The 26,718-nt window shown below is 42.8% G+C and carries 20 protein-coding genes; 11 read left to right on the top strand and 9 right to left on the bottom strand.

Annotation, left to right across the window (positions count from 1 at the left end; translation table 11 throughout):
* Positions 1–346 precede the first annotated feature (346 nt).
* Positions 347–1,768: a type I glutamate--ammonia ligase gene (gene glnA / locus HUN01_RS29550; RefSeq protein ID WP_181929153.1), complete on the top strand. Its 1,422-nt coding sequence runs from the start codon at positions 347–349 to the stop codon at positions 1,766–1,768.
* 124 nt (positions 1,769–1,892) lie between these two features.
* On the opposite strand, the gene gifA is transcribed toward glnA, so the two are convergent.
* A complete protein-coding gene (gene gifA, locus HUN01_RS29545; RefSeq protein ID WP_012411649.1) occupies positions 1,893–2,093 on the bottom strand; it encodes a glutamine synthetase inactivation factor IF7A in 201 nt (66 codons plus the stop codon).
* A gap of 473 nt (positions 2,094–2,566) precedes the next feature.
* Here gifA and HUN01_RS29540 point away from each other — a divergent pair, with 473 nt between their 5' ends.
* Positions 2,567–3,625: a class I SAM-dependent methyltransferase gene (locus tag HUN01_RS29540; protein ID WP_181929152.1), complete on the top strand. Its 1,059-nt coding sequence runs from the start codon at positions 2,567–2,569 to the stop codon at positions 3,623–3,625.
* Positions 3,626–4,105: 480 nt separating this feature from the next.
* Here HUN01_RS29540 and HUN01_RS29535 read toward each other — a convergent pair whose 3' ends face one another.
* From HUN01_RS29535 to HUN01_RS29525, 3 genes are all read right to left on the bottom strand, one after another.
* Entirely contained in the window at positions 4,106–4,348 is a 243-nt protein-coding gene (locus HUN01_RS29535; RefSeq protein WP_181929151.1) for a hypothetical protein, read from the bottom strand.
* Between the two features lie 59 nt (positions 4,349–4,407).
* On the bottom strand, positions 4,408–4,635 hold the full coding sequence (patX, locus tag HUN01_RS29530; RefSeq protein ID WP_069071274.1) for a heterocyst-inhibiting protein PatX: 228 nt from the start codon (positions 4,633–4,635) through the stop codon (positions 4,408–4,410).
* 107 nt (positions 4,636–4,742) lie between these two features.
* The gene (locus HUN01_RS29525; protein ID WP_181929150.1) at positions 4,743–6,512 is read right to left on the bottom strand and encodes an FAD-dependent oxidoreductase; all 1,770 of its coding nucleotides are present in this window, start codon (positions 6,510–6,512) and stop codon (positions 4,743–4,745) included.
* A 475-nt stretch (positions 6,513–6,987) separates the two neighbouring features.
* On the opposite strand from HUN01_RS29525, the gene HUN01_RS29520 reads away from it, so the two are divergent.
* The 5 genes from HUN01_RS29520 (at position 6,988) to HUN01_RS29500 (ending at position 14,154) form a co-directional block, all read left to right on the top strand.
* The gene (locus HUN01_RS29520; protein ID WP_181929149.1) at positions 6,988–8,112 is read left to right on the top strand and encodes an RNA-guided endonuclease InsQ/TnpB family protein; all 1,125 of its coding nucleotides are present in this window, start codon (positions 6,988–6,990) and stop codon (positions 8,110–8,112) included.
* Between the two features lie 71 nt (positions 8,113–8,183).
* Entirely contained in the window at positions 8,184–9,230 is a 1,047-nt protein-coding gene (locus HUN01_RS29515; RefSeq protein ID WP_181932867.1) for a zinc-dependent dehydrogenase, read from the top strand.
* A gap of 118 nt (positions 9,231–9,348) precedes the next feature.
* Entirely contained in the window at positions 9,349–10,671 is a 1,323-nt protein-coding gene (locus HUN01_RS29510) for an inorganic phosphate transporter (RefSeq protein ID WP_181929148.1), read from the top strand.
* An 849-nt stretch (positions 10,672–11,520) separates the two neighbouring features.
* Positions 11,521–14,001: an EamA family transporter gene (locus HUN01_RS29505; RefSeq protein ID WP_181929147.1), complete on the top strand. Its 2,481-nt coding sequence runs from the start codon at positions 11,521–11,523 to the stop codon at positions 13,999–14,001.
* Positions 14,002–14,154 carry a hypothetical protein gene (locus HUN01_RS29500; RefSeq protein ID WP_181929146.1) on the top strand — a complete coding sequence of 51 codons (153 nt, stop codon included), beginning with the start codon at positions 14,002–14,004 and terminating at the stop codon, positions 14,152–14,154. It begins immediately after the preceding gene.
* Between the two features lie 282 nt (positions 14,155–14,436).
* On the opposite strand, the gene HUN01_RS36270 is transcribed toward HUN01_RS29500, so the two are convergent.
* A complete protein-coding gene (locus HUN01_RS36270; RefSeq protein ID WP_257798021.1) occupies positions 14,437–14,559 on the bottom strand; it encodes a hypothetical protein in 123 nt (40 codons plus the stop codon).
* Between the two features lie 1,294 nt (positions 14,560–15,853).
* Here HUN01_RS36270 and hetR point away from each other — a divergent pair.
* A complete protein-coding gene (gene hetR / locus HUN01_RS29495; RefSeq protein ID WP_181929145.1) occupies positions 15,854–16,753 on the top strand; it encodes a heterocyst differentiation master regulator HetR in 900 nt (299 codons plus the stop codon).
* Positions 16,754–17,258: 505 nt separating this feature from the next.
* Positions 17,259–18,356, top strand: a complete 1,098-nt coding sequence (locus tag HUN01_RS29490; protein ID WP_181929144.1) for a TIGR03032 family protein — start codon at positions 17,259–17,261, stop codon at positions 18,354–18,356.
* A 426-nt stretch (positions 18,357–18,782) separates the two neighbouring features.
* On the opposite strand, the gene HUN01_RS29485 is transcribed toward HUN01_RS29490, so the two are convergent.
* Complete coding sequence (locus HUN01_RS29485) at positions 18,783–19,421, bottom strand: hypothetical protein (protein WP_420832753.1); 639 nt, start codon at positions 19,419–19,421, stop codon at positions 18,783–18,785.
* Between the two features lie 463 nt (positions 19,422–19,884).
* Here HUN01_RS29485 and rpsD point away from each other — a divergent pair, with 463 nt between their 5' ends.
* A complete protein-coding gene (gene rpsD / locus HUN01_RS29480; RefSeq protein WP_181929142.1) occupies positions 19,885–20,493 on the top strand; it encodes a 30S ribosomal protein S4 in 609 nt (202 codons plus the stop codon).
* A 119-nt stretch (positions 20,494–20,612) separates the two neighbouring features.
* Here rpsD and moaA read toward each other — a convergent pair whose 3' ends face one another.
* Positions 20,613–21,599 carry a GTP 3',8-cyclase MoaA gene (moaA, locus tag HUN01_RS29475; protein WP_181929141.1) on the bottom strand — a complete coding sequence of 329 codons (987 nt, stop codon included), beginning with the start codon at positions 21,597–21,599 and terminating at the stop codon, positions 20,613–20,615.
* A gap of 162 nt (positions 21,600–21,761) precedes the next feature.
* Between moaA and HUN01_RS29470 the strand changes: the two genes are divergently transcribed.
* A complete protein-coding gene (locus HUN01_RS29470) occupies positions 21,762–22,793 on the top strand; it encodes a hypothetical protein (RefSeq protein WP_069071261.1) in 1,032 nt (343 codons plus the stop codon).
* A gap of 729 nt (positions 22,794–23,522) precedes the next feature.
* On the opposite strand, the gene HUN01_RS29465 is transcribed toward HUN01_RS29470, so the two are convergent.
* Positions 23,523–26,009 carry a two-partner secretion domain-containing protein gene (locus tag HUN01_RS29465; RefSeq protein ID WP_181932866.1) on the bottom strand — a complete coding sequence of 829 codons (2,487 nt, stop codon included), beginning with the start codon at positions 26,007–26,009 and terminating at the stop codon, positions 23,523–23,525.
* A gap of 244 nt (positions 26,010–26,253) precedes the next feature.
* Positions 26,254–26,586 carry a hypothetical protein gene (locus HUN01_RS29460; RefSeq protein ID WP_181929140.1) on the bottom strand — a complete coding sequence of 111 codons (333 nt, stop codon included), beginning with the start codon at positions 26,584–26,586 and terminating at the stop codon, positions 26,254–26,256.
* Positions 26,587–26,718: the final 132 nt, after the last annotated feature.

Below are 26,718 nucleotides of genomic sequence, written 5' to 3'. Positions count from 1 at the left end.
CCAATCATTGCTATTTATGGTTTGATATTTATTTGGCTGCACTTATGCACCAGTAAATTTTTGTGCTATTAAAAATAGATTCGGCACAAAAACGATCTATCCACTACATAAGGATTTTATGTCAAAGTTGACCCCTATATGATGAACTTTCCAGTTTTGTACAGATGATCGCTGAAAGGTTAATATAACCTGATAATCCAGATATCTGTAACATAAGCTACAAAATCCGCTAATGTCTAGTATTTAAGATATTTCTGGTGTGTCACGGCCTGATTGAGATCAGCAGGGTTAGGATGCAATGTAAGATTCTGGTTGACTTTAGAAAATTGGTAGAGAAGGAGTAACAATGACAACACCACAAGAACTCTTGAAGAGAATTCAAGATGAAAAAATTCAGCTGATTGATCTCAAATTCATCGATACCGTAGGGACTTGGCAGCACCTCACACTGTACCAAAACCAAATCGATGAAACTGCGTTCACTGATGGCGTAGCTTTTGACGGTTCCAGCATTCGGGGTTGGAAAGCAATCAACGAATCGGACATGACGATGGTACTCGACCCCAACACTGCTTGGATCGACCCATTTATGGAAGTCCCAACACTAAGTATAATTTGTAGTATTAAAGACCCACGCACGGGTGAACCGTACAACCGTTGCCCACGCGTTATTGCCCAAAAAGCAATAGATTACTTGGTTTCCAGTGGTCTTGGTGATACAGCCTTCTTTGGCCCTGAAGCTGAGTTCTTTATCTTTGATAGTGCTAGGTTTGCCCAAACTGCTAACGAAGGCTACTATTTCTTAGACTCCGAAGAAGGTGCTTGGAATTCCGGTAAAGCCGGTACAGATGAAAAACCCAACTTGGGTTACAAACCACGCTTCAAAGAAGGTTACTTCCCAGTTGCACCGACGGATTCTTTCCAAGATATCCGTACAGAGATGCTGTTGACAATGGCAGAATTAGGTGTGCCCATTGAAAAGCATCACCATGAAGTTGCTACTGGTGGTCAGTGCGAACTAGGTTTCAAGTTTGGCAAGTTGATCGAAGCGGCTGACTGGTTGATGATTTACAAATATGTCATCAAGAACGTTGCCAAAAAATATGGCAAAACCGTCACCTTCATGCCAAAACCAATTTTTGGCGATAACGGTTCGGGAATGCACTGTCACCAGTCCATCTGGAGAGACGGACAACCTCTGTTTGCAGGTGATAAGTATGCTGGTTTGAGCGATATGGCGTTGTACTACATTGGTGGTCTTCTCAAGCACGCACCAGCGCTGTTGGCAATTACCAACCCCAGCACCAACTCATACAAGCGCCTAGTACCTGGTTATGAAGCACCAGTGAACTTAGCTTACTCTGAAGGAAACCGTTCTGCTTCTATCCGTATTCCTCTATCTGGTAAAAACCCTAAAGCCAAGCGTTTAGAATTCCGTTGTCCAGATGCTACATCTAACCCCTACTTGGCATTTGCTGCAATGCTTTGTGCTGGTATCGATGGCATCAAGAACAAAATCCATCCTGGTGAACCCTTAGATAAGAATATCTATGAACTCTCTCCAGAGGAGCTTGCAAAGGTTCCCTCAACTCCAAGTTCTTTAGAACTGGCATTGCAAGCACTAGAAAACGATCACGGTTTCTTGACAGAATCAGGCGTATTCACGGAAGACTTTATCGAAAATTGGATTGACTACAAGCTTAACGAAGCCAAGCAGTTACAGCTACGTCCTCATCCCTACGAGTTTTACCTCTACTACGATGCTTAATTAAGAGTCGTATCTAACTAAAAAGTAATAAGTTTTGCCACCCTAAAAGTAGAGGGTGGCTTTTTTTTCCAGACTTATCAGTTGAGACATTTACTCAAAAAATCCAGCTTAGAATTCCTGAAACTTAGCTCATGGAAGCATGGCTGGGGCCATAAATCATTCTACTGCTAGCATCCACCTTGCCTTGAATCGGGTTCCAGTAGTGAGATACTTCTTCAGGAAGACCTAGTTCTTGTGCCGCCCGCATCAGCATTGATTGTTGGCGATTCTTGACTTGCTGATGTTCACGCACCATTAATGCACGAGATTTATCTGCGATAGACATAACCATAGTCCTCTTTATTTTGTGAATATATAATTTCTGTTTCCTCACACCAACTAATATAACAAAAATTCTGTAACATAAGCTACTTTTTACAAAAGTTTATATTTGCTTTATCAGGTGTTTTTCCCAAAAGCCGATTGAAGAAGGCAGGAGGCAGAGGGCAGAAGGTTCAATTTAGAAGGGGATTCAACACCGTACTTAATTGGGGCCACCAAATTTTTTCAATTTGGTGGGGGTCTTAATCCGCAAGTTCGATGATTGTCACGGGCTTCAGCGCTGAAAACAGTATTCCAACTGAAACTCCTGCCTTCTGCCCTCTGCCTTTCTTGATAAACCTTACTCCAACTTCGATGAGTAAAATATCGAGTTTTAATTTTGTCTATCGTGGTAACTTTTACCTTTCCAACAGTAGGTAATTTATTCGTTACAATTATTTACATATAAATTAAGCCATCAAAACTTGAGCTATTTTTATGCCTGACAGTTTAACTAAGCTGACTTATCAGACCTTTCAGCAGAGCAAAAATTACTTTGGTCTGGCTCACAAAATATTAAGTTCACGATTGAGGAACCTGGTGTATCCGACACTTGAAGAAAAGACCAAACCCATCCCAAATGAACTTTTATTAAAACTTCAACAGAGATTGAACCAGGTGTTGGAAACAGACTGGCAAGATGCTCAAAAGGGTGTGTACCCCGAAAGCTTATTGTTTGACAACCCTTGGGATGACTTTTTCCGCTACTATCCTTTGGTATGGCTAGATTTTCCTCAAATCTGGGAACGAGTTAAACAACAGAATTACCAAGATTTTTCGCCCGAAATTGATACAGATAGTTATCCCAGCTACTATGTGCAGAACTTTCATCACCAAAGCAATGGCTATTTGAGTGACTTGTCAGCCAATTTATATGACTTACAAGTGGAAATTCTTTTTGGTGGGGCAGCTGATCCGATGCGGCGGCGAATTCTTGCTCCTCTCAAGGAAGGACTGAAAGCTTTTGAGTCGGTTTCACCAAAGCAAGTCCGTATTTTGGATGTAGCTTGTGGAACTGGACGGACTATGAAGTTGATTCGAGCAGCACTGCCTCAAGCTTCGCTGTTTGGTACAGATTTGTCACCAGCTTATTTGCGGAAAGCAAATGAACTACTATCCCAAATTCCGGGAGAATTGCCACAACTTTTACAAGCGAATGCTGAAGAGTTACCCTATCTAGATAACTATTTTCATGCTGTAACTTCTGTTTTTCTCTTTCATGAGTTACCAGCATCTGTACGTCAGACAGTCATTGAACAATGCTTTCGGGTAACAAAACCAGGTGGAGTTTTTATTATATGTGACTCAATTCAGTTGAGTGATTCACCTGAGTTGGAATATATGATGGATTCTTTCCCCGAAACTTTCCATGAACCCTATTACAAGCATTACACCACTGATAACTTGGTAGAACGTTTACAGAGAGTCGGCTTTGGGAATATTGAGATGCAAGTCCATTTTATGAGCAAGTATTTTATTGCTCATAAGCCAGCTTGAGATAAAACTTCCTTATTCCCTTTTCTTTAAGTAAAATTCATCTAAAAAGGCCAAATGCAAAATTTTGCATCTGGCCTTGGGTGTAGAATAATTAAAATGACTAAGATGATCTAGCAGATCCTTCTTAATATTTATTTTGTCGGGAGCTATCTGTGGGGAAAACGAACCAGAGTGCAAGAGTAGGTCAGGAATAGTAAGATTTGTTGCCAAGTGCAAGAAACTTATATTACTTATGCAAATCAATGCGCTAGTTCAGATCAGAAGAAAGGAAAGAGATTTTATGCTTCGGCAAAGGACGCTAAACAGGCGTCGGAGCGAAGATCAATTACTTGCTGATGTAGATAACCAGCTAGGCAATATATTAAGAAAAAAACCTATTGGGGAATAAAGTGAAGTTGCCTTAAGACTGTTTCCTCAACAAGCAAAATGTCTGAATTAGATGTGCTTTAGATTAACTGATAGCCTAAATAACATCTATTTCTAGAGCAATTGAGGATTGAGACGCAGAGCTTCCCACCGAATATGAGCAACAGTTGTGTAGCTTTTGAGGAGTTGGTAATGCTGTTGATCAAGGCACTGAATTTGATTTGCGTTTTGATCGGCAGGATTGATGCCAACTATATATACAAAGCTTGCAGTTGAAATACTAAGCGATCGCTGAAGATTTTCGTGTGTCAACTGTATATATCTCTGCCAGAAAAGCTGTGTAAAAGATGTTAGCACAACATCCTGTTTTCTGGTAATTTTGTTCCTTTAATAAAAAAGGTATTACCCTACAGTAGTTAAACCACAGCATAGATATTTCGGAATTTTTGTGTCACTTCTCTACGCCCACTACCGCGATGACGTGGCGCATCATCTGGATTTTGTTCAGATGCCGCCGAGAGCCACTGTTCCGAAGTAGGCGTGGAAGGCAGCGCTGTTGATAAGTGATTGACCATTGCTTGGCAGTTAGAAGCTAAGGGGCCGAACACCAGACTCGATACTAAAAGTGAAATGGCAGCACGCATAGCAGATGTCTATTTTGGAACTCTCCACTTCACTGATACTTAGCTTTTTAATGAATATCCGGACAATTAATCAAAAAGTATTCTGTTTTACTGAAAATAAACTCTTCTTATCCTCCGTTTAAATGTTCGACTAATAACCAATTACCAGAGTGATTATGACGACCCCACAATGTAACTAATTGTTCGTGGGGATAAGCGCGTAATTGCTCGTCAATATGCGATCGCAAAGTCACAAGCTGCCAATTTTGCCCTTGATATGCGGCTGGTGCTGTGACAGTAAATCTGTATTCCTGTTGATCCAAGCAGGAAAAAATACCTTTGAAACAGTTACTTTCCCGAATTGATGCCTTGTCAAAAGCAGAGTCAGGGTACTCATTCCCCGATGGGAAAGGGCAATAACCACTAGCTGGATAGGCTTGTGGGTTATTTAAGTAATACAGTTGCCAGTGCAGCCAATCCGAACGATTGGGTGGAAGATTAAAGAAAGGAATAATTGCTGTTTTTGAGCGATTATCTTCCAATAAGGCTATTTGTAGTGCCCTAATAGGTAAATCCCTCGGCTGGCAGTTTAACTCAACACATATTGCCGCCGCCATCCCTGCTGCTTGACCAATGCCCATAACCACAGGTTGTAATCTGGTGGCGCCATTGGCAATGTGGGAGACAGAAATATTCTTTTCACATACCAAAAAACCATCTGTGGTGGCTGGAATAAGACAACTGTAGGGAATTGTAAAAGGAGTCCCAGTCCAGCGTCCCCCCCAACGGATAGATTTTGGTTGCAGTGGAAATTGAACGCCAGGATAATGATGGTCATTGGCGTAGTTACCAACTGCGATCGCATCATTAAATATAGATGCAACTCTACCTTCAGCGATCGGCAAAATATCCTGTTCTCGGACAGTAGTTAGCCCCACTAGGCGGCGACTTTCCCGGTAATAGGGATGTAATGCAAAAGCTGTAGGGGCGTGAGGAAATACTTTTTCTGCTAAACCATAGCGACGACCAAGCTGATTTTGGATAAAATGGGCAAAATTTTGGCTGTGCCAGCGAGATTCTTGGATGAATTCACCTCTGGATACATCTGACTCTATCAGCCGCCCTACTCCTTGGCCGTAGTCATTGCCACAGATTGGCCAATTAATCATGAAGCGATCGCCAGGTAAGCGTCCATAATTCAAAAACGTCTCTGCTCCATAGCCATCCCAAGCACCTGTAAACTCGGATGGATTATAGTTAGGGGCAGCCGGAATTTCTGGTGCAATCGCTTCACCAAAATCCTGCATAATCACTACATAAGTGGGTGCTTGCACAGGATATTTCTGAGTTAAAGAGTTAAAATTCACTGGGGCGCTGGGTTCTCCCCACTGCGATCGCAATTCCCAGCCCCAACGGTAAGGTATTTCAGCTAAAGCTAATAAATCTCCTAACTCTGTGCCATCGAGAATAATTTTGGCTGTGACAGCAAAATCAGTAAAGCGCACACCAGTAATCAAATCACCTTGGCGGTAAACATCTAAAGGCACTTGTCCAGAAATCCAGTGCAGATTAGGTAATTCATGCACCCAATCTGCAAAAATCTCTGCCCCAATCCGGGGATCGTAACTAAAAAAGCTTACCCAACTGTTATCTAATCCTCCGGGCTGTCTTTGTCGCAATTCCTGCAAAAACGCACCCCATAACCCGGTTTGAAAGGCTTCTAATTCATTGCCATCGGGTACAGATACTCCAGCCGAAGTTAGCATTCCTCCCAACCAAGGAAATTCACTCACCAAAATGGTTTTGGCTCCCCGCCGCGCTGCTTGGATAGCAGCCGCAGTCCCTCCGGTTCCCCCACCGACAACTAAAACATCAGCTATGTATGTCTGATTGAGCATTTTCTTCACCTCGTTGGAATGTACCCAGTTAGGCTACATCAGACAAGGTATTTTTAATATCCGTTGCTAGAGAAAGACACAAAGAACTTTCTTCTTTGACATCTCACGGATACAAGCGAGCATATTGCTTGCACCACAAGATTAGATCAATTATTTTTACCTCTGGAATTATAGACTGGTGCTTGACTTGTATTTCGTTGATAATTGCTAGATGAATTAATAGCCGAAAGCCAAGAGTTAGGATTTTATGAGTAGGGTATTCTCGATTATTTACCGAAAAATTGGGTTTAAAGCCCCGTCGTTCTACGACGGCTTTTTCCTCTTCAGACTTCTAATCAATTCTCTAAGAACATCAGTTTTTGTTCGCCCAACTAATTGGCAATATTCTTCAAGAATCTGAAACTCCAATTCTTCGATCCTAAAATCTAATCGCTTTTTCATTGATTTCTCCGGCTATATGCTGTACAATTTTAGCATGAGAACTCTAAAATTCAAGTTTTATCAACACAAGCGGAATAAATTTCTCAAGCGGTCAATAAATGCTGCTGGGATAATCTACAACCATTGTATTGCTCTCCACAAAAGATATTATCGGATGTGGGGAAAACACTTGAATTGTGCAAAACTTCAGTCTCATATTGCCAAGTTGAGAAAGCGTACTTCTTTTTGGCAATCAGTTGGTTCTCAGGCAATACAAGATATCTGTCAGCGCATTGAGAAAGCTTATCAGTTGTTTTTTAAACACAACAAAAAGGGGGCTAGACCACCGGGGTTTAAGAAGGTCAAGAAATACAAGTCATTCACATTAAAGCAAGCTGGTTATAAGTTTTTGGGTGGTAATAAAGTGAAAATTGGTAGCCGAGTTTATCAATTTTGGAAGTCTAGAGAGATAGAGGGAACAGTCAAAACATTAACTATTAAACGCACACCATTAGGTGAATTGTTTATGGTTGTGGTTGTTGACGATGGTATGCATCCACAAATCAAGTTCACGACTGGTCAGATAGCGGGATTTGACTTTGGTCTGCGTACATTCCTGACTTGCTCAGATGGTACAACAATTGAGTCTCCCCAATTTTTCAAGCAATCACTCAATGCCATTAAAAAAGCCAGTAGACATCATTCTCAAAAGTTAAAGGGGTCATCCAATCGGGAACGAGCAAGGAAGAATCTAGTACGCTCTCACGAAAACATAGCTAACCGCAGAACTGATTGGTTTTGGAAATTAGCGCATAACTTAACTAATAGGTTTGATGTGCTGTGTTTTGAGACATTGAACCTCAAAGGCATGAAGCGTCTTTGGGGGATGTTGGTCAGTGACCTAGCTCTTCGAGATTTTTTAGATATTTTGGAGTGGGTGGTAAAAAAGAAGGGAAAGCAAATAGTCTATATCGATCAGTGGTATCCCTCTAGTAAAACTTGCTCTTGCTGTGGTCACGTCTTAGAAAAATTGGATTTGTCAGTCAGAGAGTGGCGTTGTCCATCGTGCCAAGTTGTGAATGGGCGCGATGAGAATGCCTCCAAGATTATTCAAACCGTTGGGGCATCAATGGTTGGGTTAGGCAATGTAAGTCGGTCTGAGACTGCGATTGCTGTTTGACCCCAGAATCCCCACCCTTGAAGAGTGGGGAGTATGTCAAATCTAGTATCGTTGAGCGGGGAAAAACCAACGTGAAAGCACAGGTATTTAGAGGCGTCAATCAACTCTCTTACGAAGATATCCCAGTTCCAACCCTAGAACCAGATGAAGTGCTGGTACAGGTGCGGGTTGTGGGATTATGTCAGTCAGATATTAAAAAAATTCGTTATCCGCTATATGAACCGCCGCGCATTTTTGGACATGAAACTGCCGGCACGATCGCAGCACTAGGCAATAATGTCAAAGGTTGGCAAGTTGGACAACGAGTAGCAGTGATGCATCACATCCCTTGTATGCGTTGCGCCTACTGCCTAAATGATAATTTCTCTATGTGTGATGTTTACAAAAACATATCCACAACCGCAGGTTTTAACGCCAGTGGTGGCGGTTTCGCCGATTATGTCAAAGTTCCCGGACATATTGTGGAAAACGGTGGGTTAATTCCCATCCCGGATAACATCAGTTTTGAAGAAGCGAGTTTTGTAGAACCAACTAATTGCTGCTTGAAGGCTGTGAAAAAAGCCCAAATTGCTCCAGGACAAACTGTATTAGTTACTGGTGCTGGGCCAATTGGGTTAATGTTCATTATGTTGGTGAAGTATTTTGGAGCAAAAGCGATCGCTACCGATTTACTACCCTCTAGAATTGAAAAAGCTTTGAATGTCGGTGCAGAGGCGGCTTTTGATGCTCGTGATCCCGATTTACCAGCCAAAATTCATGCCTTAACTGGTGGACTAGGTGTTGACGTTACCCTGCTAGCTGTTCCTAGTGAAAAAGCTTTCTTTCAAGCACTCGATTGTACCCGCAAAGGTGGCAAAATCTTGTTTTTCGCCGAATTCCCTGATGAACTAGAAATTGCCATCAACCCTAATATCCTCTATCGTCGAGAAATTGATTTGATGGGCAGTTATAGTTCATCTTATCGGCTTCAGAATTTATCAGCTGATATTGTATTTAATCAGCGAATTGACGTGCAAGCATTGATTAGCGATCGCTATCCATTAAAAGATTTATCAGCAGCTGTGGAGCAAGCGATCGCACCAACACCGGATACTTATAAAATCTTAATTTATCCGTAATCAGAACAAAGACGCGATGAATCGCCGTCTCTACAATAATCAGTCTTTGTAGAGACGGCGATTTATCGCGTCTCTTGCCTTAACCGAACTCTTCTATTCTCCCTTTGTCCCCAACAAAATGCTTATTACCTTACCTCTCGTAGCTCTACTAGCTTTCTACGTCGCCTGGAATCTCGGAGCAAACGATGTTGCTAACGCAATGGGAACCTCTGTAGGTTCCAAAGCTGTTACGCTCAAACAAGCGATAATAATTGCTGGGATTTTAGAGTTTACGGGTGCTGTATTGTTTGGACATGGGGTAACGGAAACTCTCGCAACGAAAATTGCTAATCCCGCCTTATTCGCAGCTACACCCCAAATATTAGTTACTGGGATGGTAACGGTACTAATTTCGTGTGGTGTGTGGTTGCAAATTGCTACATCACGCGGTTTACCAGTCTCATCTTCTCATGCAGTTGTTGGTGCGATCGCAGGATTTAGTTGGGTAGCTTTGGGAGCAGGTGCAATTGATTGGTCATCAATTGGCTTCATAACCATTGGCTGGATTTTGACACCATTAATTAGTGGTGCGATCGCCGCTTTATTTTACAGTCAAATCAAGCACTGGATTTTGGATCAACCCAATCAAGTAGTGCAGCTACAAGAATGGATTCCCTGGTTGAGTACTTTGCTGCTAGGTGTATTCGGCGTGATTGTATTACCATCCCTGACTGAACCGCTCACCAATTTTGTAATTGAGCAAGTTGGTTTCAACATCCCTGCTTACGATATCCCACTGTTAACCGGTGCAGTAGCAGCAGTTGGACTCACAATAATTAGTTGGCGACAGTTAAAACAGACGGAAGAAGTGTTTCTCACTTCTCAATCCCTAATCCCCAGTCCCCATTACCCCTTATCCCCAGAGGGGGCCCCACCATCCCCAATCCCCAATCCCGTAGAAAGATTATTCGGACGATTCCAACTACTAAGTGCTTGCTTCGTAGCCTTTGCTCATGGTTCTAATGACGTGGGAAATGCGATCGCTCCTTTAGCTGCGATCGTTTACATCAATCGCACAGGTAGCGTACCTATAGATGGTATCACTATCCCCCTTTGGATTTTAATTCTTGGTGGTGTTGGTATTGTTGGTGGTTTAGCTGTCTGGGGTAAAAAAGTTATCGCCACCATTGGCGAAAACATCATTGCCTTGCAACCTAGTAGTGGATTTTGTGCAGAACTTGCGACTGCTACCACCATCCTCATCGCCTCCCGGCTAGGTTTACCAGCCTCAACTTCCCACGCTCTCGTCGGTGGTGTAGTTGGTATTGGACTAGTGCAAAATATCAAGTCGATTAAGTTTCAAACACTAAAAGGCATTGCTGCCGCATGGCTAATTACAATCCCCGTGAGTGCTGTTCTTAGTGCTGCCATTTTTAGCATCGCCCAGATTTTATTCTTCTAAGAATTATCGAAACAGAATACATGCGTCAGTCGCCAGAATTCAGTTGGGTATTTTGTGCGACTGGTGGATAGCGCCGACGGCAAGCGAGTATTTTCGAGTCGCGTCTTCATTCTGACCGGAGGTGGAGCGTCTCCGGCTCCGCTCCTGAATTCTGACTTCTGAATTCTTCTTAAATAATATTTTCCTAACTTTTTCCTCTACCGCATTTACTCAAAGTAAAACCTAGACTGCAACAACACCAAAAAAGCGTGTTTTTGCAGAATTGCTGCTCATTCATTTAGAATGTTGTGCAGGGGATAGCGTAACTTTGAATTTCCACAGAAAGATACTTTAATCTCCATTTAGAGATATAAACTGTCACACAAGTTACATTCCACACAAATTTACAGCTAGTTTCGCAAGTCAGACAATTTTGTGGCGATAGGGTACGCATCTGCAAGTCTTTGACAATTATTATTGGCAGCAAAACAATAAATATTTATTTGGAGTGAGATTTATTTCAAAGTAAAAATCTCATTGGCAAATATGATGAAAATTAAGCTGGCCAAAAATAAAAAAAGTCTTAGTTCAAGGGACTTCCAGTGGTGGTGATAATTCCAAAATCTAAAACCTAAAATCCAAAATCGAATGGATAAATACTTGTAAATGCTGAAGAGAATACGGTGTAGTAAGCCGTGGAGCAAACTTGATACTTTGCTAACCTGTGTCTAGTATGACAGAATTACGTTGAAATGCGGAAGTGCTGTTAAAATTTTTAATTTATCTGACAAAATACAGGAAATTAGGATGACCGCCAATAAAGTGTACCGGAAGCAGCTTTATCGTCAAGGTGTTAGAGGTTAGAAGCTAATGGGGCGATTCGAGAAGCAACCAGAAAATCCAAGAGTCAGAGGCGAACTATCCAGAGCAGCGGAAAATGCTCTGTGGGCTGTAGTTGAAGACTTAGAAAATCTTCAGCAGAATGTTCTCAGAGCCTTGCAGGAAGACGTAAAGCGGCTTCAGTCAGAAAAAAATCGGTTATCTGATGAGATTCAAAGCTTAGTAGAAGAAAAAGAGCATTTACAACAAGTGCGCCAAATCACTGAGCAGCAAGTGTTAATTCGTCAGCTAGCAGAAGTTCTGGCAAAGCATATATCTTCACAACTGCAATCGTCTCTGGCAACTTTAGCTAACCAAAACATAGAGGGCAAATCTTACGAACAAGCTGCGCTGAAGTCTGCTGAAGTGAGCAGCAATGTAGTAGGTGAAATCAATGAAAAAGTCGAACACATGTTTGACAGTCTGGATGATACCGTTACTGTTACCTTTAACTCGCTGCAACAAGAGCTAAAAAACTATCAAAGTAATCTTTCCCAACAGCTGTCACGGATGTACAGCCAGCAGCAGCAAGGCGAAACGATTTTGACGGAATTTGTTAATCGGTTGCATGGAGAACTAGAAAAAACTATAGAAGAAACTTCACGCAAACCAGCAACATCAGGTATACCTACTGTTTTGCAGTTTACGGAGCCAGAAAAAAACAGTTCTTTTCAGACATCCCAGCCACCGTCTAGCGAAGTAGTAAGAAATTCCCCTGAGCCAATTTCCCCAATCCAGAATAAATTTTTAGAAAGGGAAACACCGCCAGAGGCGACGGTTGCTAGAGAAACCGCCGCGAACCCAATTTCTATTCCCAGCAAAGATTTGTCGCAAAGGGAAACACCGCCAGAGGCAACGGTTGTTAGAGAAACCGCCGCGAACCCAATTTCTATTCCCAGCAAAGATTTGTCGCAAAGGGAAACAACGCCAGAGGCGACTGTTGTTAGAGAAAACGCCGCGAACCCAATTTCTATTCCCAGCAAAGATTTGTCGCAAAGGGAAACACCGCCAGAGGCAACGGTTGTTAGAGAAACCGCCGCGAACCCAATTTCTATTCCCAGCAAAGATTTGTCGCAAAGGGAAACAACGCCAGAGGCGACTGTTGTTAGAGAAAACGCCGCGAACCCAATTTCTGTCCCCAACAAAGATTTGTCGGAAAGAGAAACGACATCAGAACCTCCTACTGCTGTCGTTCCGCCACCAAAGGATAATGTCACAGAACCAACTTCTGTTCTCAATCAAGACTTACCGGAAAACGAAACGACATCAGATCCTCCGACTGCACCTGTGTCACAGCCGAGAATGAAGCGCCCTTCTCTAAGGCTAAATACTACTGAACCAATTTCTGTCCTCCGCAAGGATGTATCACAGAACAAAGCTCAATCTCCATCAACCACCGCGCTAGAACCACAGCCAGAAGCAAAACCCCCACAATCGCGTAATTCCTCCGGCTTATCGCCGCTCCAAATCGGTTTCTTGTTGATTGTCTTATCGGCAGTGATATCGTCGCTTTATAACGTAGCCATCAAGATAATTTTCCACGAAGGTTCCCAGATTTTTGGAGTATTAGAAGTAGAGCAGTTACTACCACCGACTTTGGGCAATACTCTGTTGATTTTGACGCTGCGGTTTATGGTAGTAGTACCACTGATGCTACTGTTGTCTCCTATATTGCATCCAAGACTGTGGCAAGACTTGGAAAACTTGGCCGCTTCAGTCCGAGGAAATCCCACACCTACTAATGCAGCTACCAAGCAGATTTTGGTGTTATCGATTGTGAGTGGCTGCTTTTTGTTTTTGTCTCAGGTGCTAATTTACATTGCGATCGCTCAAGTCACAACTGGAATGGCGATCGCACTGTTCTTTATCTATCCGATGGTTAGTGGTCTATTGTCGTGGTTTCTGTTTCGCGATCGCCCTACAGTATTCCGCATCGGTGCGATCGCCGCGATTTGCTGCGGTGAATTGCTAGTTTTGGGAGGCTCTCCCGCCATAGCTATGGGTAATACTTCAACGGGAAGTAGCACCGCCCTGCTTTCGGGCGTGGCTTTTGCGGCTTACATAATTCTGACAAGGGTTTGTGCTAGCAAACTGCATCCCGTGACTTTTACATTAATTAACTTCGCTACCATGTTGTTGTTGAGCTTTATCTGCTTGATGCTACCTTTTTGGAACTTGGTAGTTGACAGTTCTAAGATGCTAGAACTGGTTTTAAGCGCGTTTATTTTGGGTGTGCTGACTCTCGGTGGCTATTTGCTCAACAATGTTGGTATTAGTAAACTAGGTGGCTCACGAGCGGCGCTCATTGGTGGTACTATCCCAGTTTTAACGGTGATTTTCGCTGGGTTAATCATTCAAGAGAATTTGGAGATTGTGCAAATTCTGGGAGTGTTGTTAGTAACCTTTGGTGCGGCTGCTTTCAGCTTTGAAACAATGCGAAATCAGGTTAAACCCTCTAATCCCACGAATTAAATGGCGAGTTCAATCAGTTTAGATGTGATGGGAGCGACTTTACCTCCCATCACTCTCAGCATAAATCCTGACGCTAATACGCCCACTCCTAACTTCTCTAAATCATCTGTGACAAACAAGATCCCCGACTTCTCAAAGAAGTTGGGGATTTAAGTTTTTACGAATGATTTAGGACTGTTGTATAGGTGGATATAACACTTCATAGACGAGCGACCAGTAATCAGAATAACTTGACTTGTAATATATTTTTAGGGATTTAGCCTGATACAGGTAGGGAAAACACGTATATATAAGCAGTATGAGTAGTACTGACTCCAGCAATTGAGTACGAGTACTGGCTCAGAGAGGAGATTGGCAAAGATTTAAGACCATTGCAGTACGTTTTGGAACTAGGAGATAAAGAAAGTAGCAGAAGTGTTTAGAGTGATCAGTTTTTTAAGCGTGGGAGACTATTCTAGCGACATGAATATATGGAGCGATCGCCAGTGAAACAGCTAATACCTTTATTCTACGAAAACCTCTGCGAGTAACGCCAAATTCAAAAATCCTCATTTCCATGCTTTTGTGTTTGGTGAGATGGTATCTTTATTTCTGGCAATCTGGAAAACGTCAATTTAGTCTGCGTAGGCGTAGCCCGCCGCAGGTATCGCCCAGATGCCCAGATAAAGAAGCTTAGATCATAACCTGCTACGGAGTATCCTCCTTTTATAGCAACAAAGTATCTACGTAATTAAGTCTCTCAAATACATAAAACAGCGAGGTAAAAACATACTTGAAACTAGCCAATGAATTAGTTAAATCATGAAATTTTAAAATTCTTTCATGAAAAAAATATAAATTCATTGAAAAAAAATCTCTAAATAATCATCAGATGGAATCCAATATGTTTTATTATATGTATGGCTAGTCACTAATTTTTTGGTTATTAGCAAGCTCAACAAAGCCTTATGGCTACGCGATTCATTCAAACTAAATCGCGGCTTTCTGTGTCCAATCATCAACACAAAAGGAGAAAACAGACTTGATTTATTAGTCAAAATAAAAATATCATCAAACCTTGATTTAAGCAGAATATAAAATATTTAAATACGCGTCATTTATAAACTTTAAAATACATATTTTTATTCCAAAAGCAAAAAACAATGATATGATAAGGAACAATATTTGAAAACACAACAGGCATTTTGAAATTGGAATTATTTGCTCTACTTAATGTCTACCACCTTTCCTTAAGCCAACGGCTGATACTGCCAAGACATCACTGGAGGTTGTGAACGCGATAATAGTTCACAACGAGCCGTGTGGCTTAACCTCTAAATGTGGCTACCTACACCTGGTAAGCGATTTATTTTTAGACCACTCCCAATTATTTTTAGTCACCTTGTGTACTACAAAATAATTCGCCAAAGCTGAAAAAATCATCTTTTTCGAGTAACAGATATCCCAGATGAACCGCGCAAACTAGTTTTTACTCCGAGTCGGCATCATGCCATAATTAGGTGTAAGCAGCTTGACGTTGTTGCTCTTGAAAGATGAGAAAAACCTCAGAGAACTGAAAAGCTTTGTAGATTACTTGCAACACATTTGACTTTTGGGATCTAAGCCGCCGTCAAGCTGAACTTGGAGATGTCTGTAATTTTCCAGTCAGATGCAGGAACAGTTATAGTAACAACGACTGAATTTTCCTGTGTACCAGAAAATATGCGAAAATGGTAGTTTGGACTACTACTGATCTCATAGTTATCGCATACTAATATAGTCTGAAGTGAAGACATCGCCTTCAGCCAGGTGTATACTACCTATTTTCATTCGATTAAAAATTCTGTAAACGTGCTATTCAATTGTCTGTAATATGAGTAACGACATAGATCTGATCAAACGTCTTGACCCCAGTGCGATGGATCAGATCATGCTTTATCTGGCTTTTAGTGCCATGCGGACGAGTGGGCACAGGCATGGGGCATTTTTAGACGCAGCCGCAACAGCAGCAAAGTGTGCAATTTACATGACCTATCTAGAGCAGGGACAAAACCTGCGAATGACAGGGCATTTGCACCACCTGGAGCCGAAACGGGTAAAAATTATTGTAGAAGAAGTCAGACAGGCTCTAACAGAAGGCAAACTGTTAAAAATGTTGGGTTCTCAAGAACCTCGCTATTTGATTCAATTGCCTTATGTCTGGCTAGAAAAATATCCTTGGCAACCGGGGCGATCGCGCGTTCCTGGTAGCAGTCTGACAAGTGAAGAAAAAAGACAAATTGAGCAAAAACTGCCCAGTAATCTACCAGATGCCCAGTTAGTTAGCTCTTTTGAGTTTCTGGATTTGATTGAGTTTTTGCACAGGCGATCGCAAGAAGACTTGCCATCCGAACACCAAATGCCTTTGAGTGAAGCTTTGGGTGAGCATATCAAGCGCCGTCTGCTTTATTCCGGAACAGTAACCCGCATTGATTCTCCTTGGGGAATGCCCTTCTACGCTCTTACCCGTCCTTTTTATGCCCCAGCAGACGACCAAGAACGTACTTACATCATGGTAGAAGATACCGCTCGGTATTTCCGTATGATGAAAAATTGGGCAGAACGGCGACGAAATGCCATGCGCTTGTTGGAAGAACTTGATATTCTTCCAGAAAAAATGGAGCAAGCTATGGAAGAATTGGATGAAGTTATTCGTGCCTGGGCAGATAAATATCACCAAGATGGAGGGATTGCAGTGGTTTTACAGACAGCTTTTGGCGAAAGAGAAGATTAGTACGACTGTGCAAAATTCCAAATTACCAAAGGCGATCAATTAACGTGACTTCGACCAAACTCTCTCCAACTCCTCTCCGTGTTGGAGAGGAGTATTATAGAATTTTTCATTTATTTGAATCAGAATCACCAATAGGGGCGCACACCTGTGCGCCCCTATAGTATTGTTTATTGCAAATAATTCAAGTTTTGACTAAACTTATCTTCAATATATATACTGATTTGTTTTAAATAAAAAGTCACTATCATACATTAGTCACCCAAACAATACTTACCAGTAAAACATTATAAAAACAACTAAGCTAAAAATGTCTGCAAGGTTTGATACATTGCAGCTTGTTGCGGCGCGACCTGTTATCAGCGGGCGATTCCTTTCGATGTTTTTGCTGCTACAGGTTTTTTATTGGTAACCAATTTTACTTCTTAATGGATTTAGTTTTGTTTAACCGTTTTTATACTTGGCTAAGTCTAAACCATAACATTATTACCCCAACAAAATTTGATTTATGTTAACCACCTCTCCTACTACTGCCCCAGAAGAGAATAACTTAATTCAGTGTGATGCCGATCAGGGATTTATCTCCTGGCTGAGTCAAGCCGGAGGTTCAGTTGCCATCACCACCTACCAAGCCGGGAAACTAGCACTAGTAGGCTGGAATGGGCAACAGATTACCATGCTGTTACGCCAATTTTCCAAACCAATGGGATTGGCAGTTAATGGTTCACGTTTAGCACTGGCTAGCCATCACGAAGTCTGTTTATTAGCCAATGCCCCCGCCTTAGCTTATGAGTTTTTAGAAGACCAGCCCGGACGGTACGATGCCCTTTATCTGCCACGGATGACATATTTTACAGGCGACCTCAATATTCACGACCTGGAATTTGGCAGAGAAGGGCTGTGGATTGTCAACACCCGTTTTTCCTGTCTTTCTGCCTTGAGTCCAGACTTCAGCTTTGTACCGCGCTGGCATCCCAAATTTATTTCCGAAGTAGTGCCAGAAGACCGCTGTCACCTGAATGGGTTAGCGATGGTAGATGGCAAACCTAAGTATGTGACTGCCCTAGGTACGACAGATACCGTCGGGGGATGGCGGCCGGGTAAAGCCAATGGTGGCGTGGTGGTGGAAGTAGAGAGTAATGAAATTATTTTAGATGGATTATCAATGCCCCATTCCCCAATTTGGCATGACGGGTTTTTATGGTTACTCAACTCTGGTGCTGGGGAAGTATGGCGCATTCATCCAGAATCAGGAGACAAACAGGTAGTCTGTGTACTCCCTGGATTTCTGCGGGGATTGTGCTGCGTCGGGTATTACGCCCTAGTGGGACTATGCCAGATTCGGGAACGGCATATTTTTGGAGGGTTGCCCATTACTCAACGGTTTGAGCAGTTGCTTTGTGGCGTGGCAGTCGTGGATTTGCGAAATGGGCAGCAGGTGGGAATGCTCAAGTTCACCACAGGCTGTCAAGAACTTTATGATGTGCAGTTTCTTGCTGGTGTACAGCGTCCGATGGTTTTGAATCAGGAACGAAAAGAAATCCGCCAAGCATTTACTGCACCAGAGTTGAACTACTGGTTGCGACCGAGTGCGGTGATCCTGTAATTGCCTAATCTTTGCCATATAGTCAGCAAAGGTAAATTACCCAGTTAGTTGGAAGCTTTTTCAGGAGGCAGGAGGATGAAGGCAGGAGGCAGGAGGTAACCCACCCTTAAAAGAGTGGGATTGAAGCAAGGACGTTTTATACCTCGCTGCAAGCAGTCTCGGTATAATTATCACTTTAAACTGGGCTTTAGACCCAGAACTAAAGTTTTAATTGATACTTCTTACCTCCTGCCCTCTGCCTCCTGCCTTCTGCCTTTCTTCGGTAATATATAAGGTTGGGTTTCGCTGTTGCTCCACCCAACCTTGTATCTGAGAAATAGTAGTAGATCAGATGATTTATGTTTTGGTAGTGCCTGAATCGGGTTGGCAAATAGCCAACTCTATATTCAACCTGTATTTTCAATCAATTACACAAAGCACTGTCAATTAATTAGTGCCTGGTTGCGCTGGAACAAGCGGTTGCGTTGGAAATGGGGTATTCTCGATACTTGGATTTGATCCCGCAGGAATTACGGTAGGTGGTGTAGATGAAGATGAAGCGCCAACAACACTATCATCAGCACTGATACAGGTATCTAGCGCTTGAGTAGCAGGAAAATCAATTTGACTACGCAAGCCAACCACACACTGGCCAAAGCGCACGGGTAACAAACTACGTCCACAGTACTCTAAAACTGCCGGATTAGCTTCTTCCTTAGTATTTAAGCTGACGCCAACTACACAGGTAGCTAACTCTTCAGGACGCCGGGCCTTCCCACAAGAAGAAAGCGCATCTGTGGCGGCAATTTCGGTTTCCTTATCAATTTTAACCACGCAAGCAGCCAAATCCCTGGGACGCAGTGCTGCTGCACAACCTTCTGATGCTGCTTCTGCCGTTATACCCACGCTCAAAAGGCGACCCGCACAGACACTATAATCATTGCTGTAGGAAGCTGCGATCGCTGTATTGGGTAAGATCGTTGTCAACCATCCAGCTATAGCCAAAACTGGTATTGTTAAATTCCTGAAGGTCGAACTAGCTTGTTTGTTCTTCCCTCTGTTAACCACTTTTTTGCTCATTGACATTGCCATTCTCCAAACACCCAAAGTTATGCTAACTTAAATATTTTAAAAATCCTCTGCAATTAAAGAATTTCAGCGGGAGCAAGGTATAGACATAATTAATTATGGCGGAAATTGTGTTAATATAACTGTTTGAAAGATAAGTAGGCAACGTAAAAAGTATTTCAAAGTTAAGAATACTACGTAAACCAATCTAATGATTGAGTAGCCTACGAAACTAAATAAACACAAAAAAGTTATGGGCAGGAGTACGGCGTGACAGGTCGGAATTCAGGCTTGGAGGCTAGTTTGTCGGGTTTACCGATTAAAAGCAACTGGCGCAAAAATCGATGCGTCTACCTTGGTGAGATACGTCTTACCTCGGTAAGCAGCTTCAAAAAACCAAGAATCCCCTGATTAAACATCAGGGGAGTGTCAAAATTGAATGTTTCGGTAAAGTTTAAACAGGATTAGATTAAGGAAACTCATGTCCCGATATAGAGGGCCACGCCTCAGAATTGTACGCCGCTTGGGCGATTTACCAGGATTGACTCGTAAAAGCGCTAGACGCGCTTACCCACCTGGTCAGCATGGTCAGAACCGTAAAAAGCGCTCTGAGTATGCTATCCGTCTAGAGGAAAAGCAAAAACTCCGCTTCAATTACGGTTTGACTGAAAAGCAATTGCTCCGCTATGTGCGGAAAGCTAGACGTGTTACTGGTTCTACCGGACAAGTGTTGCTGCAATTGCTAGAAATGCGTTTGGATAATACCGTTTTCCGCTTGGGTATAGCCCCGACTATCCCAGCGGCTCGCCAACTGGTGAATCACAGTCACGTAACTGTTAACGGTCGTGTGGTGAATATTGCCAGCTACCAATGCCGTCCTGGTGAAACAATTGCAGTCAGGGATCGGGCACAATCACGCAAATTGGTGGAAGCTAACTTGCAATATCCCGGTTTGGCAAACCTTCCCAGTCATTTGGAGTTTGACAAAAATAAGTTGGTTGGTAAAGTCAACAGCGTTATTGAACGGGAATGGGTGGCATTACAAGTTAATGAACTACTTGTGGTTGAGTACTACTCACGACAAGCGTAATATTCATTTGTCCCTAGTCATTAGTCATTGGTCATTTGTCATTAGTTTAGGACTTACGCACAATCCACTAGTCTAAGCAAATGACGAAGGACAAATGACAAAGGACGAAGGACAAATGACTAACCACCAATTTGCGACATGGTGCGTGTATATGTACCTAAAATGCCAGAATCGCGCCCTTTAAAGTTAATTTCTGGCTTGATTCCGAGTAAATGCCTCACCTGCTCTTGTAATTGAGCGGTGCTAGTGCCAGAACGCAGAGCAGTTTTTAAATCTATTTGACCAGTTTCATTCAATAAACAGGGACGCAGCCAACCATCGGCACTCAGGCGCATCCGATTACAGCGATCGCAAAAACATTCTGACATTTGACTAATAAATCCCAGTGTCCCCTTCGCACCGGGAATTTTAAAGACATCAGCAGGGCCAAAACCACGAACTTGTGATTCTGTCAAGCCCCAGCGATCGCGGATTTGTTGCCGTAAATCGGCTGAAGCTACCCAACCGCGATCGCCAAATAAATGCACATTACCAATGGGCATAAATTCGATAAATCGAACGTGCCACTGTTTTTCAATTGTTAAGGCGGCTAAATCTAGAATTTCGTGGTCATTAACGCCTGGAATCACCACCACATTCAGCTTCAGTGGGTCGAATCCAACTTGATGAGCAGCTTGAATTCCCTGCCAAACTTGTTGCCAACGAGAACGGCCCTGATTACCAATAATTTGATCAAAAATGTCGGGATCAAGAGAGTCCAGACTAATATTAATTCGTCGCAGACCAGCATTGTAGAGGTTTTTCGCCATCGGAGCCAGCAAAAAACCGTTGGTGGTCATTGAAAGGTCTTGAGTTTGGGGAAAAGAAGCGATCGCACTTACCAAATCCACTACACGCGGACGCAATAAGGGTTCACCCCCAGTTAAACGAAACCGATTAAAGCCTACTGGAATAAATACCTCTTGAATTAAGGTGAGTAACTCCTCATCAGTCAACAGCTGTTGCTTGAGAATATAGTCCAGTTCTACTCCCTCTGGCATACAGTATTGACAACGAAAGTTACAGCGATCTATTAAACTAATGCGGAGGTAGTCTACCTGGTTCATCGTTTTATTTTTATTCTCTCTGATCAATGAAAGACCTCACTGAGGTGGTTTACCCCTTCTTACTATATTTGTTGTAATTCAAAATACCGCACTCCCCCTTAAGTGATAGTCCGCAGATTGTGGCATAATAAGCCGATCGCATCCACTAGTTAGTCATCAATCGTGCAAGATACCGACTCCATCAACGACCTTGCTGCTGCGTTACTACAGCCAGCAGATATCAGCTTTGAACTGCCCGATCCAGAAGATGAACAGATTTTAGAGTCAGATTTTCAACAGCAGCTCGAAATAGCTTGGCAGGTATGCGATCGCTTTGATTTGCAAACTGAAATCTGGCGGGGGCGAATTTTACGGGCTATCCGCGACAGAGAAAAAGTCGGTGGCGACGGACGCGGTACTGGTTTTCTGCGATGGCTAAAAGAGCGGGAAATCAGCAAAAGTCAAGCATACTCCTGGATTCAACTGGCTAATAGTGCTGATAGTCTGATCGAAGACGGTAAACTTGACCCTGGTTCTGTAAATAACTTCAGTAAACGGGCATTTGTGGAAACCTCCAAAGCATCGCCAGAAGTGCAACAGATGGTGAGTGAAGCCGCCCAAAAAGGCGATCGCATCACCAGGCGGGAAGTGCGACAACTCAGCGATGAATGGACAGCCATGTCCTCAGATTTATTACCGGAAGCAGTCAAGGAAAAAGCAGCAGATAACACCCTTCCCCCGCGCTACATCGCCCCACTGGTGAAGGAAATGGAAAAACTGCCAGAATCGCACCAAAAGTTTATCCAGAAAGAAATAGCTGCTAATCCTGATGTGGATACCCTGAAACAGGTAACTACCGAAGCGCGTAACTTGGCGAAATATCTCAAAGGGGCGGCTCAAGTTCAGGCGCTAACGCAGGAAAATGTTGATATTGAAACAGCCTTAGAAGAAGCGCAAAGAGTCGGCTGTTTGAGCATTGCTGCTGATTTGGTCAATCAAGCATCGCAGATTGAACAAACGATCGCTAAACTCTATATGACTTGGAAACGGATCGGCAATTTGGCAGATAGATTATATGTAGATACTGGTGCAAGTACACCCAACTTGCGATCGCTCCTCACTTGCTTGGAACCTCTGGGTGGTGAAATCATGGAATTGCAACTTAGTGGTGCGACTGAACACACTGTACGTCTGCAAATTCAGGAGACTAGTTAGGGAATAGGCATCGCGCATGGCCTCGAAGTCAAAAGGGCGGTTAGAAACCGCGTCTACACCGACAAAACCCACCTTAGTGGGTTTCAAACCCTCAATTTTCCCTTAGTCCGCGGAGGCGGACTTCGTTTGTGTAGCCGCGAATTTCAATTCGCCTTGGCTATAATACCAATTCTCCAAAATGAGGAAACAGATGTAAATCAGGAAAGTCTTGCTGCATCTAAGGGACTTCCAAGAAATAAATTATCCATTTTGTGGGGTGGGCATCTTGCCACTGGTGTCAAGTTAAGCCAAAAATAGCGTACTGATTGGGTGTTGTTCACCCGCCAGCCAGGGATTGTAAATCCCTGACTAATTGCTCAAGTCTACTGAAGTAGACTGAAAATTTTTGCGCTATGAAGTCCTCTTCAGAGGACTTTAGCTATGAGACAGGGATTTACAATCCCTGGCGGACGTGCTGGCGGACGTGCGGTTTCGCGTTAAGTTGACACCAGTGGTGGGGACACCCATCCTACAAGAAAATTTGGGATGTTTTTTTATTTGAAAGTCCCTAATGCCAATTTGAAAAAAGAATGCGACAAATAGACCATCTGTAGAGACGCGATGAATCGCGTCTTTACCCAAGGATGTGTTGCAATCATTAATTAAATTGGTATAAGTTTCTTAATTGCGAATTGTGTTAGCGACGCAGGAGCGTAATTGCGAATTGGCTCTAAGTTGACTGTTCATCTTCTAATTAGCAGCGCAAGATGTAGCGGTGAGCGAGGAGTTATGGGGCGATGCAGTGGGTACTTGAGCAACCAGAACCACGTTACCATTGGCATCTGTAACCCACCCTTGGGCTTCTACAATTTGAGTAGGTTCATTGACAGAATTAGCTTTCTGTGATTTTTCTTCTGTGTTTCGCTGCGCCTGAACAACCGCTTTTGTCTGAATACCGCTAGCACGTTTCTGACTCTCTGGAGAGAGTGTGATCCAATCTGCCAGCACTGCATCCTCAGCTATCAATGGCTGCGTGGGATCGGCTACTAATCCTCCACGCCCAGTAGCAATAAATGAACTTCTGGCTATTCTTTCACCAGAATCACAACCAGCAGCAATTTGCTGCGAACCATCAACCAGATTTACGGGTAATTCCACTAATCCCTTACTGGGGTCAGCATCTGGTGAGTTGATTTGTACAGTGCCATTTAATGAAGGGTTTTGCTGAGAAAATGCGGTGATGTCACTTGTTCGCAGGTTATTCGGGTTTATTTCCTTTGGATCAAGCCTTTCTACATTTGCACGGGTACGGGGCACAAAACCAAAGATATTCTTAGTGGTGATTGTGATTTTACCACCAGAGCCAGAAAAGGCGTTGGCAGTTATATCGTTATTTCCGAAGGGAGTGGCCACAACAAAGCCATTAAGTGCATTGATGGTGATATTACCGCCAGTTTTATCACCCCCGGCATTGGTGGATATTTGACTATTGCGGCGCATCAGTAATAAGTCCCGCACCTGTAGCGTAATATTACCGCCTTTACCTGATTCACTATTAGACGTGAGTTTTCCTTTGGTGTCTAGAAATATGGAGCGAGCATTTACATTTAGATTGCCGGCTGCTCCTAGATTGCTTACATCCCCTTGATAGATTACATCCTGTGGAAGTCCTGGAAGTCCGCTGCTCACAGTTATCGTAGCCCCATCCCGGATAATTAATTTATTTGTATCTATTGTCACTTTCCCTGCATCTCCAGGGCCGTTAGTAAAAGCAGACAAGCCACTGGATGTAGAACCATTAGGTGAAACTCCAGTTATTTCTATAGACTCGGAGGCGTTTACAGTCAAATTTCCTCCTTTCCCTGTAGCTGGGAAATATTTATTAAGAGCTAGCGTTCCTGAAGACTGTGTTGTTACTTGTGCCCCACCCTGGATACGCAACTTTCCAGTATTGATCGTTATATCACCAGCATTTCCAACATCGGGAGTTCCACTAAACAATCCACTGAATGAAAAACTACGACCAAAGGAGAAACCACCGATTAAGTCCACAGAATCTGAGGCGTTTACGGTCAATTTTCCTCCTGAACCCAAGCTTTGTTCTACATTCCCAACTTGTGCTCCATTTCTTACTTGTGCTCCATTGCGGACAATCAACTGCCCAGTTGTAATCGTTAAGTCTCCAGCGTCTCCTGCACCAAAAGTCACAGCCGTCAACGGTGTGCCGGGGCCAATTAATTCCACGGACTCTGAGCCAGTCACCGTTAAATTTCCTCCTGATTGGGAACCCAAGGTATTAGCTAAAATCTGTGAAAAGCCAGTTAACAGAATGCGCCTACCCTGCACCTGAATATCGCCACTACCTTCGCCACTAACATCTACCTGAGATGGCTTTGCAGAACTGTTAACAGTTCGCTGCATTAGTTGAATGTTCTGAAAATTCTGGACACCTTCATAACCTAAGACCCAACCTTGGTTCGTTGGCTTCAGACTGACCAGACTATTGCCAGCAACACTTCCTAGCTCAATTCGTCCCCCTTTTGCCGTTAAATTTCCGCCCTCCAATGTTATATCACCGCCTACAAGTGCCAAGGTTTTACCTGACTGCACTTGTAGACCAACGGCGGCATTTAAGCGATTGGTTGCTTGATTTGGACTAGCTTGGGATTCATTGCGGATGAAACCTGCATTTGCTCCGAATTGTAAGCCAGTGGGAACACTTACTATTAGTAGAGGTATAGTTTTGGGATCTGTAGTACTAAATTTAGTATCATTAGCAAAGTTTAGGCTACTCGCTGTACTTGCTACAAATGAACCGCCTATGTTTAAAGAAGCATTGGGCCCAAAAATAATCCCGTTAGGATTAATCAAAAACAGATTAGCTTGATTATTAGCTTTAAGAATTCCATCAATATTTGAAATAGATTTACCTGTTACTCGGGTAATGATGTTCTTAATATTTGCGGCGTTGTTGAAATAAGCTGCGCTTCCAGTGCGAACAGAAAACTGTTCAAAGCTGTGGAAAAGGTTCGTATCGCGAATTGCCCCACCATCGATCTGGTCAGTAGGGAGTCTATCAATCACCTTGGGTGTAACAATTGAATTTTCAAATCCCAAGGTGTCATCTGGTGTAATCTGAGACAAAGCACGACTTCCAGAAAAAGCAAGTGTTCCAGTAAATACTAAAACACCCACTAGACGTAACTTCCAGTACCGGCCGCTTCGGCTTTGATACATCATAGAATTTGCACCTTAATCGATTTCTTACACCGAATATGAATTAGGAAAAATGTGGGACAAGCTGATAAGATAAGAGTTACCAGCTTTTCAATTTAGACCTTCCCCATGACTACCATAGACTTGACAAAGAATTTATCTCCTCAGACTGGCAAGGTGCAACCGCAAAGCTTCTATGCCTAAATCTTTGTCAATAAGTAGGTATTAATTGGATATTAGTAAACTTATTTAAATTTTGATGTTCTTATTGACAGTCCATCCAGCAACCATCAGGATGGTTGTCTATCGGGCAAGGCTTACGCAATACTATGCAGAATGTATTCAATTTCTTGTCTGGAAATGCTTGCAAAAATTTCTTGGTTTGCTGATGTACGCCAACGTCATTAGATTGGAGTTGATTTAGGTCGAGTGTATACTGAAGTTTAAGAACATCTTGTGCTGGTATACCGTATTTTTCGAGTATCTTGCTTAAGTTAGAGTTACTGAGTAAATTAAGCATTTCCTGCTTAATTTCATCTTTTAACTGCTGTAATGTGTGATCATCTATGACTATTGACTGTGCTGTTTGAGATTCCATGAATTTTACTTTCCTTGCAGAGTGGTAAATGTATAAACTTATCTTGTAAAGCTCTTGCGAACTCCCATAATTATCACTTCAGCTTGGCTAGTTATAATTACGCATTACGTAACAAAACTTCATATATTTCTG

The sequence above is a fragment of the Nostoc edaphicum CCNP1411 genome, from assembly GCF_014023275.1.
GTDB lineage: Bacteria > Cyanobacteriota > Cyanobacteriia > Cyanobacteriales > Nostocaceae > Nostoc > Nostoc edaphicum_A.
The sequence above is the reverse complement of the archived record's forward strand: the minus strand, read 5'-3'. Positions and strand labels throughout refer to the sequence as shown.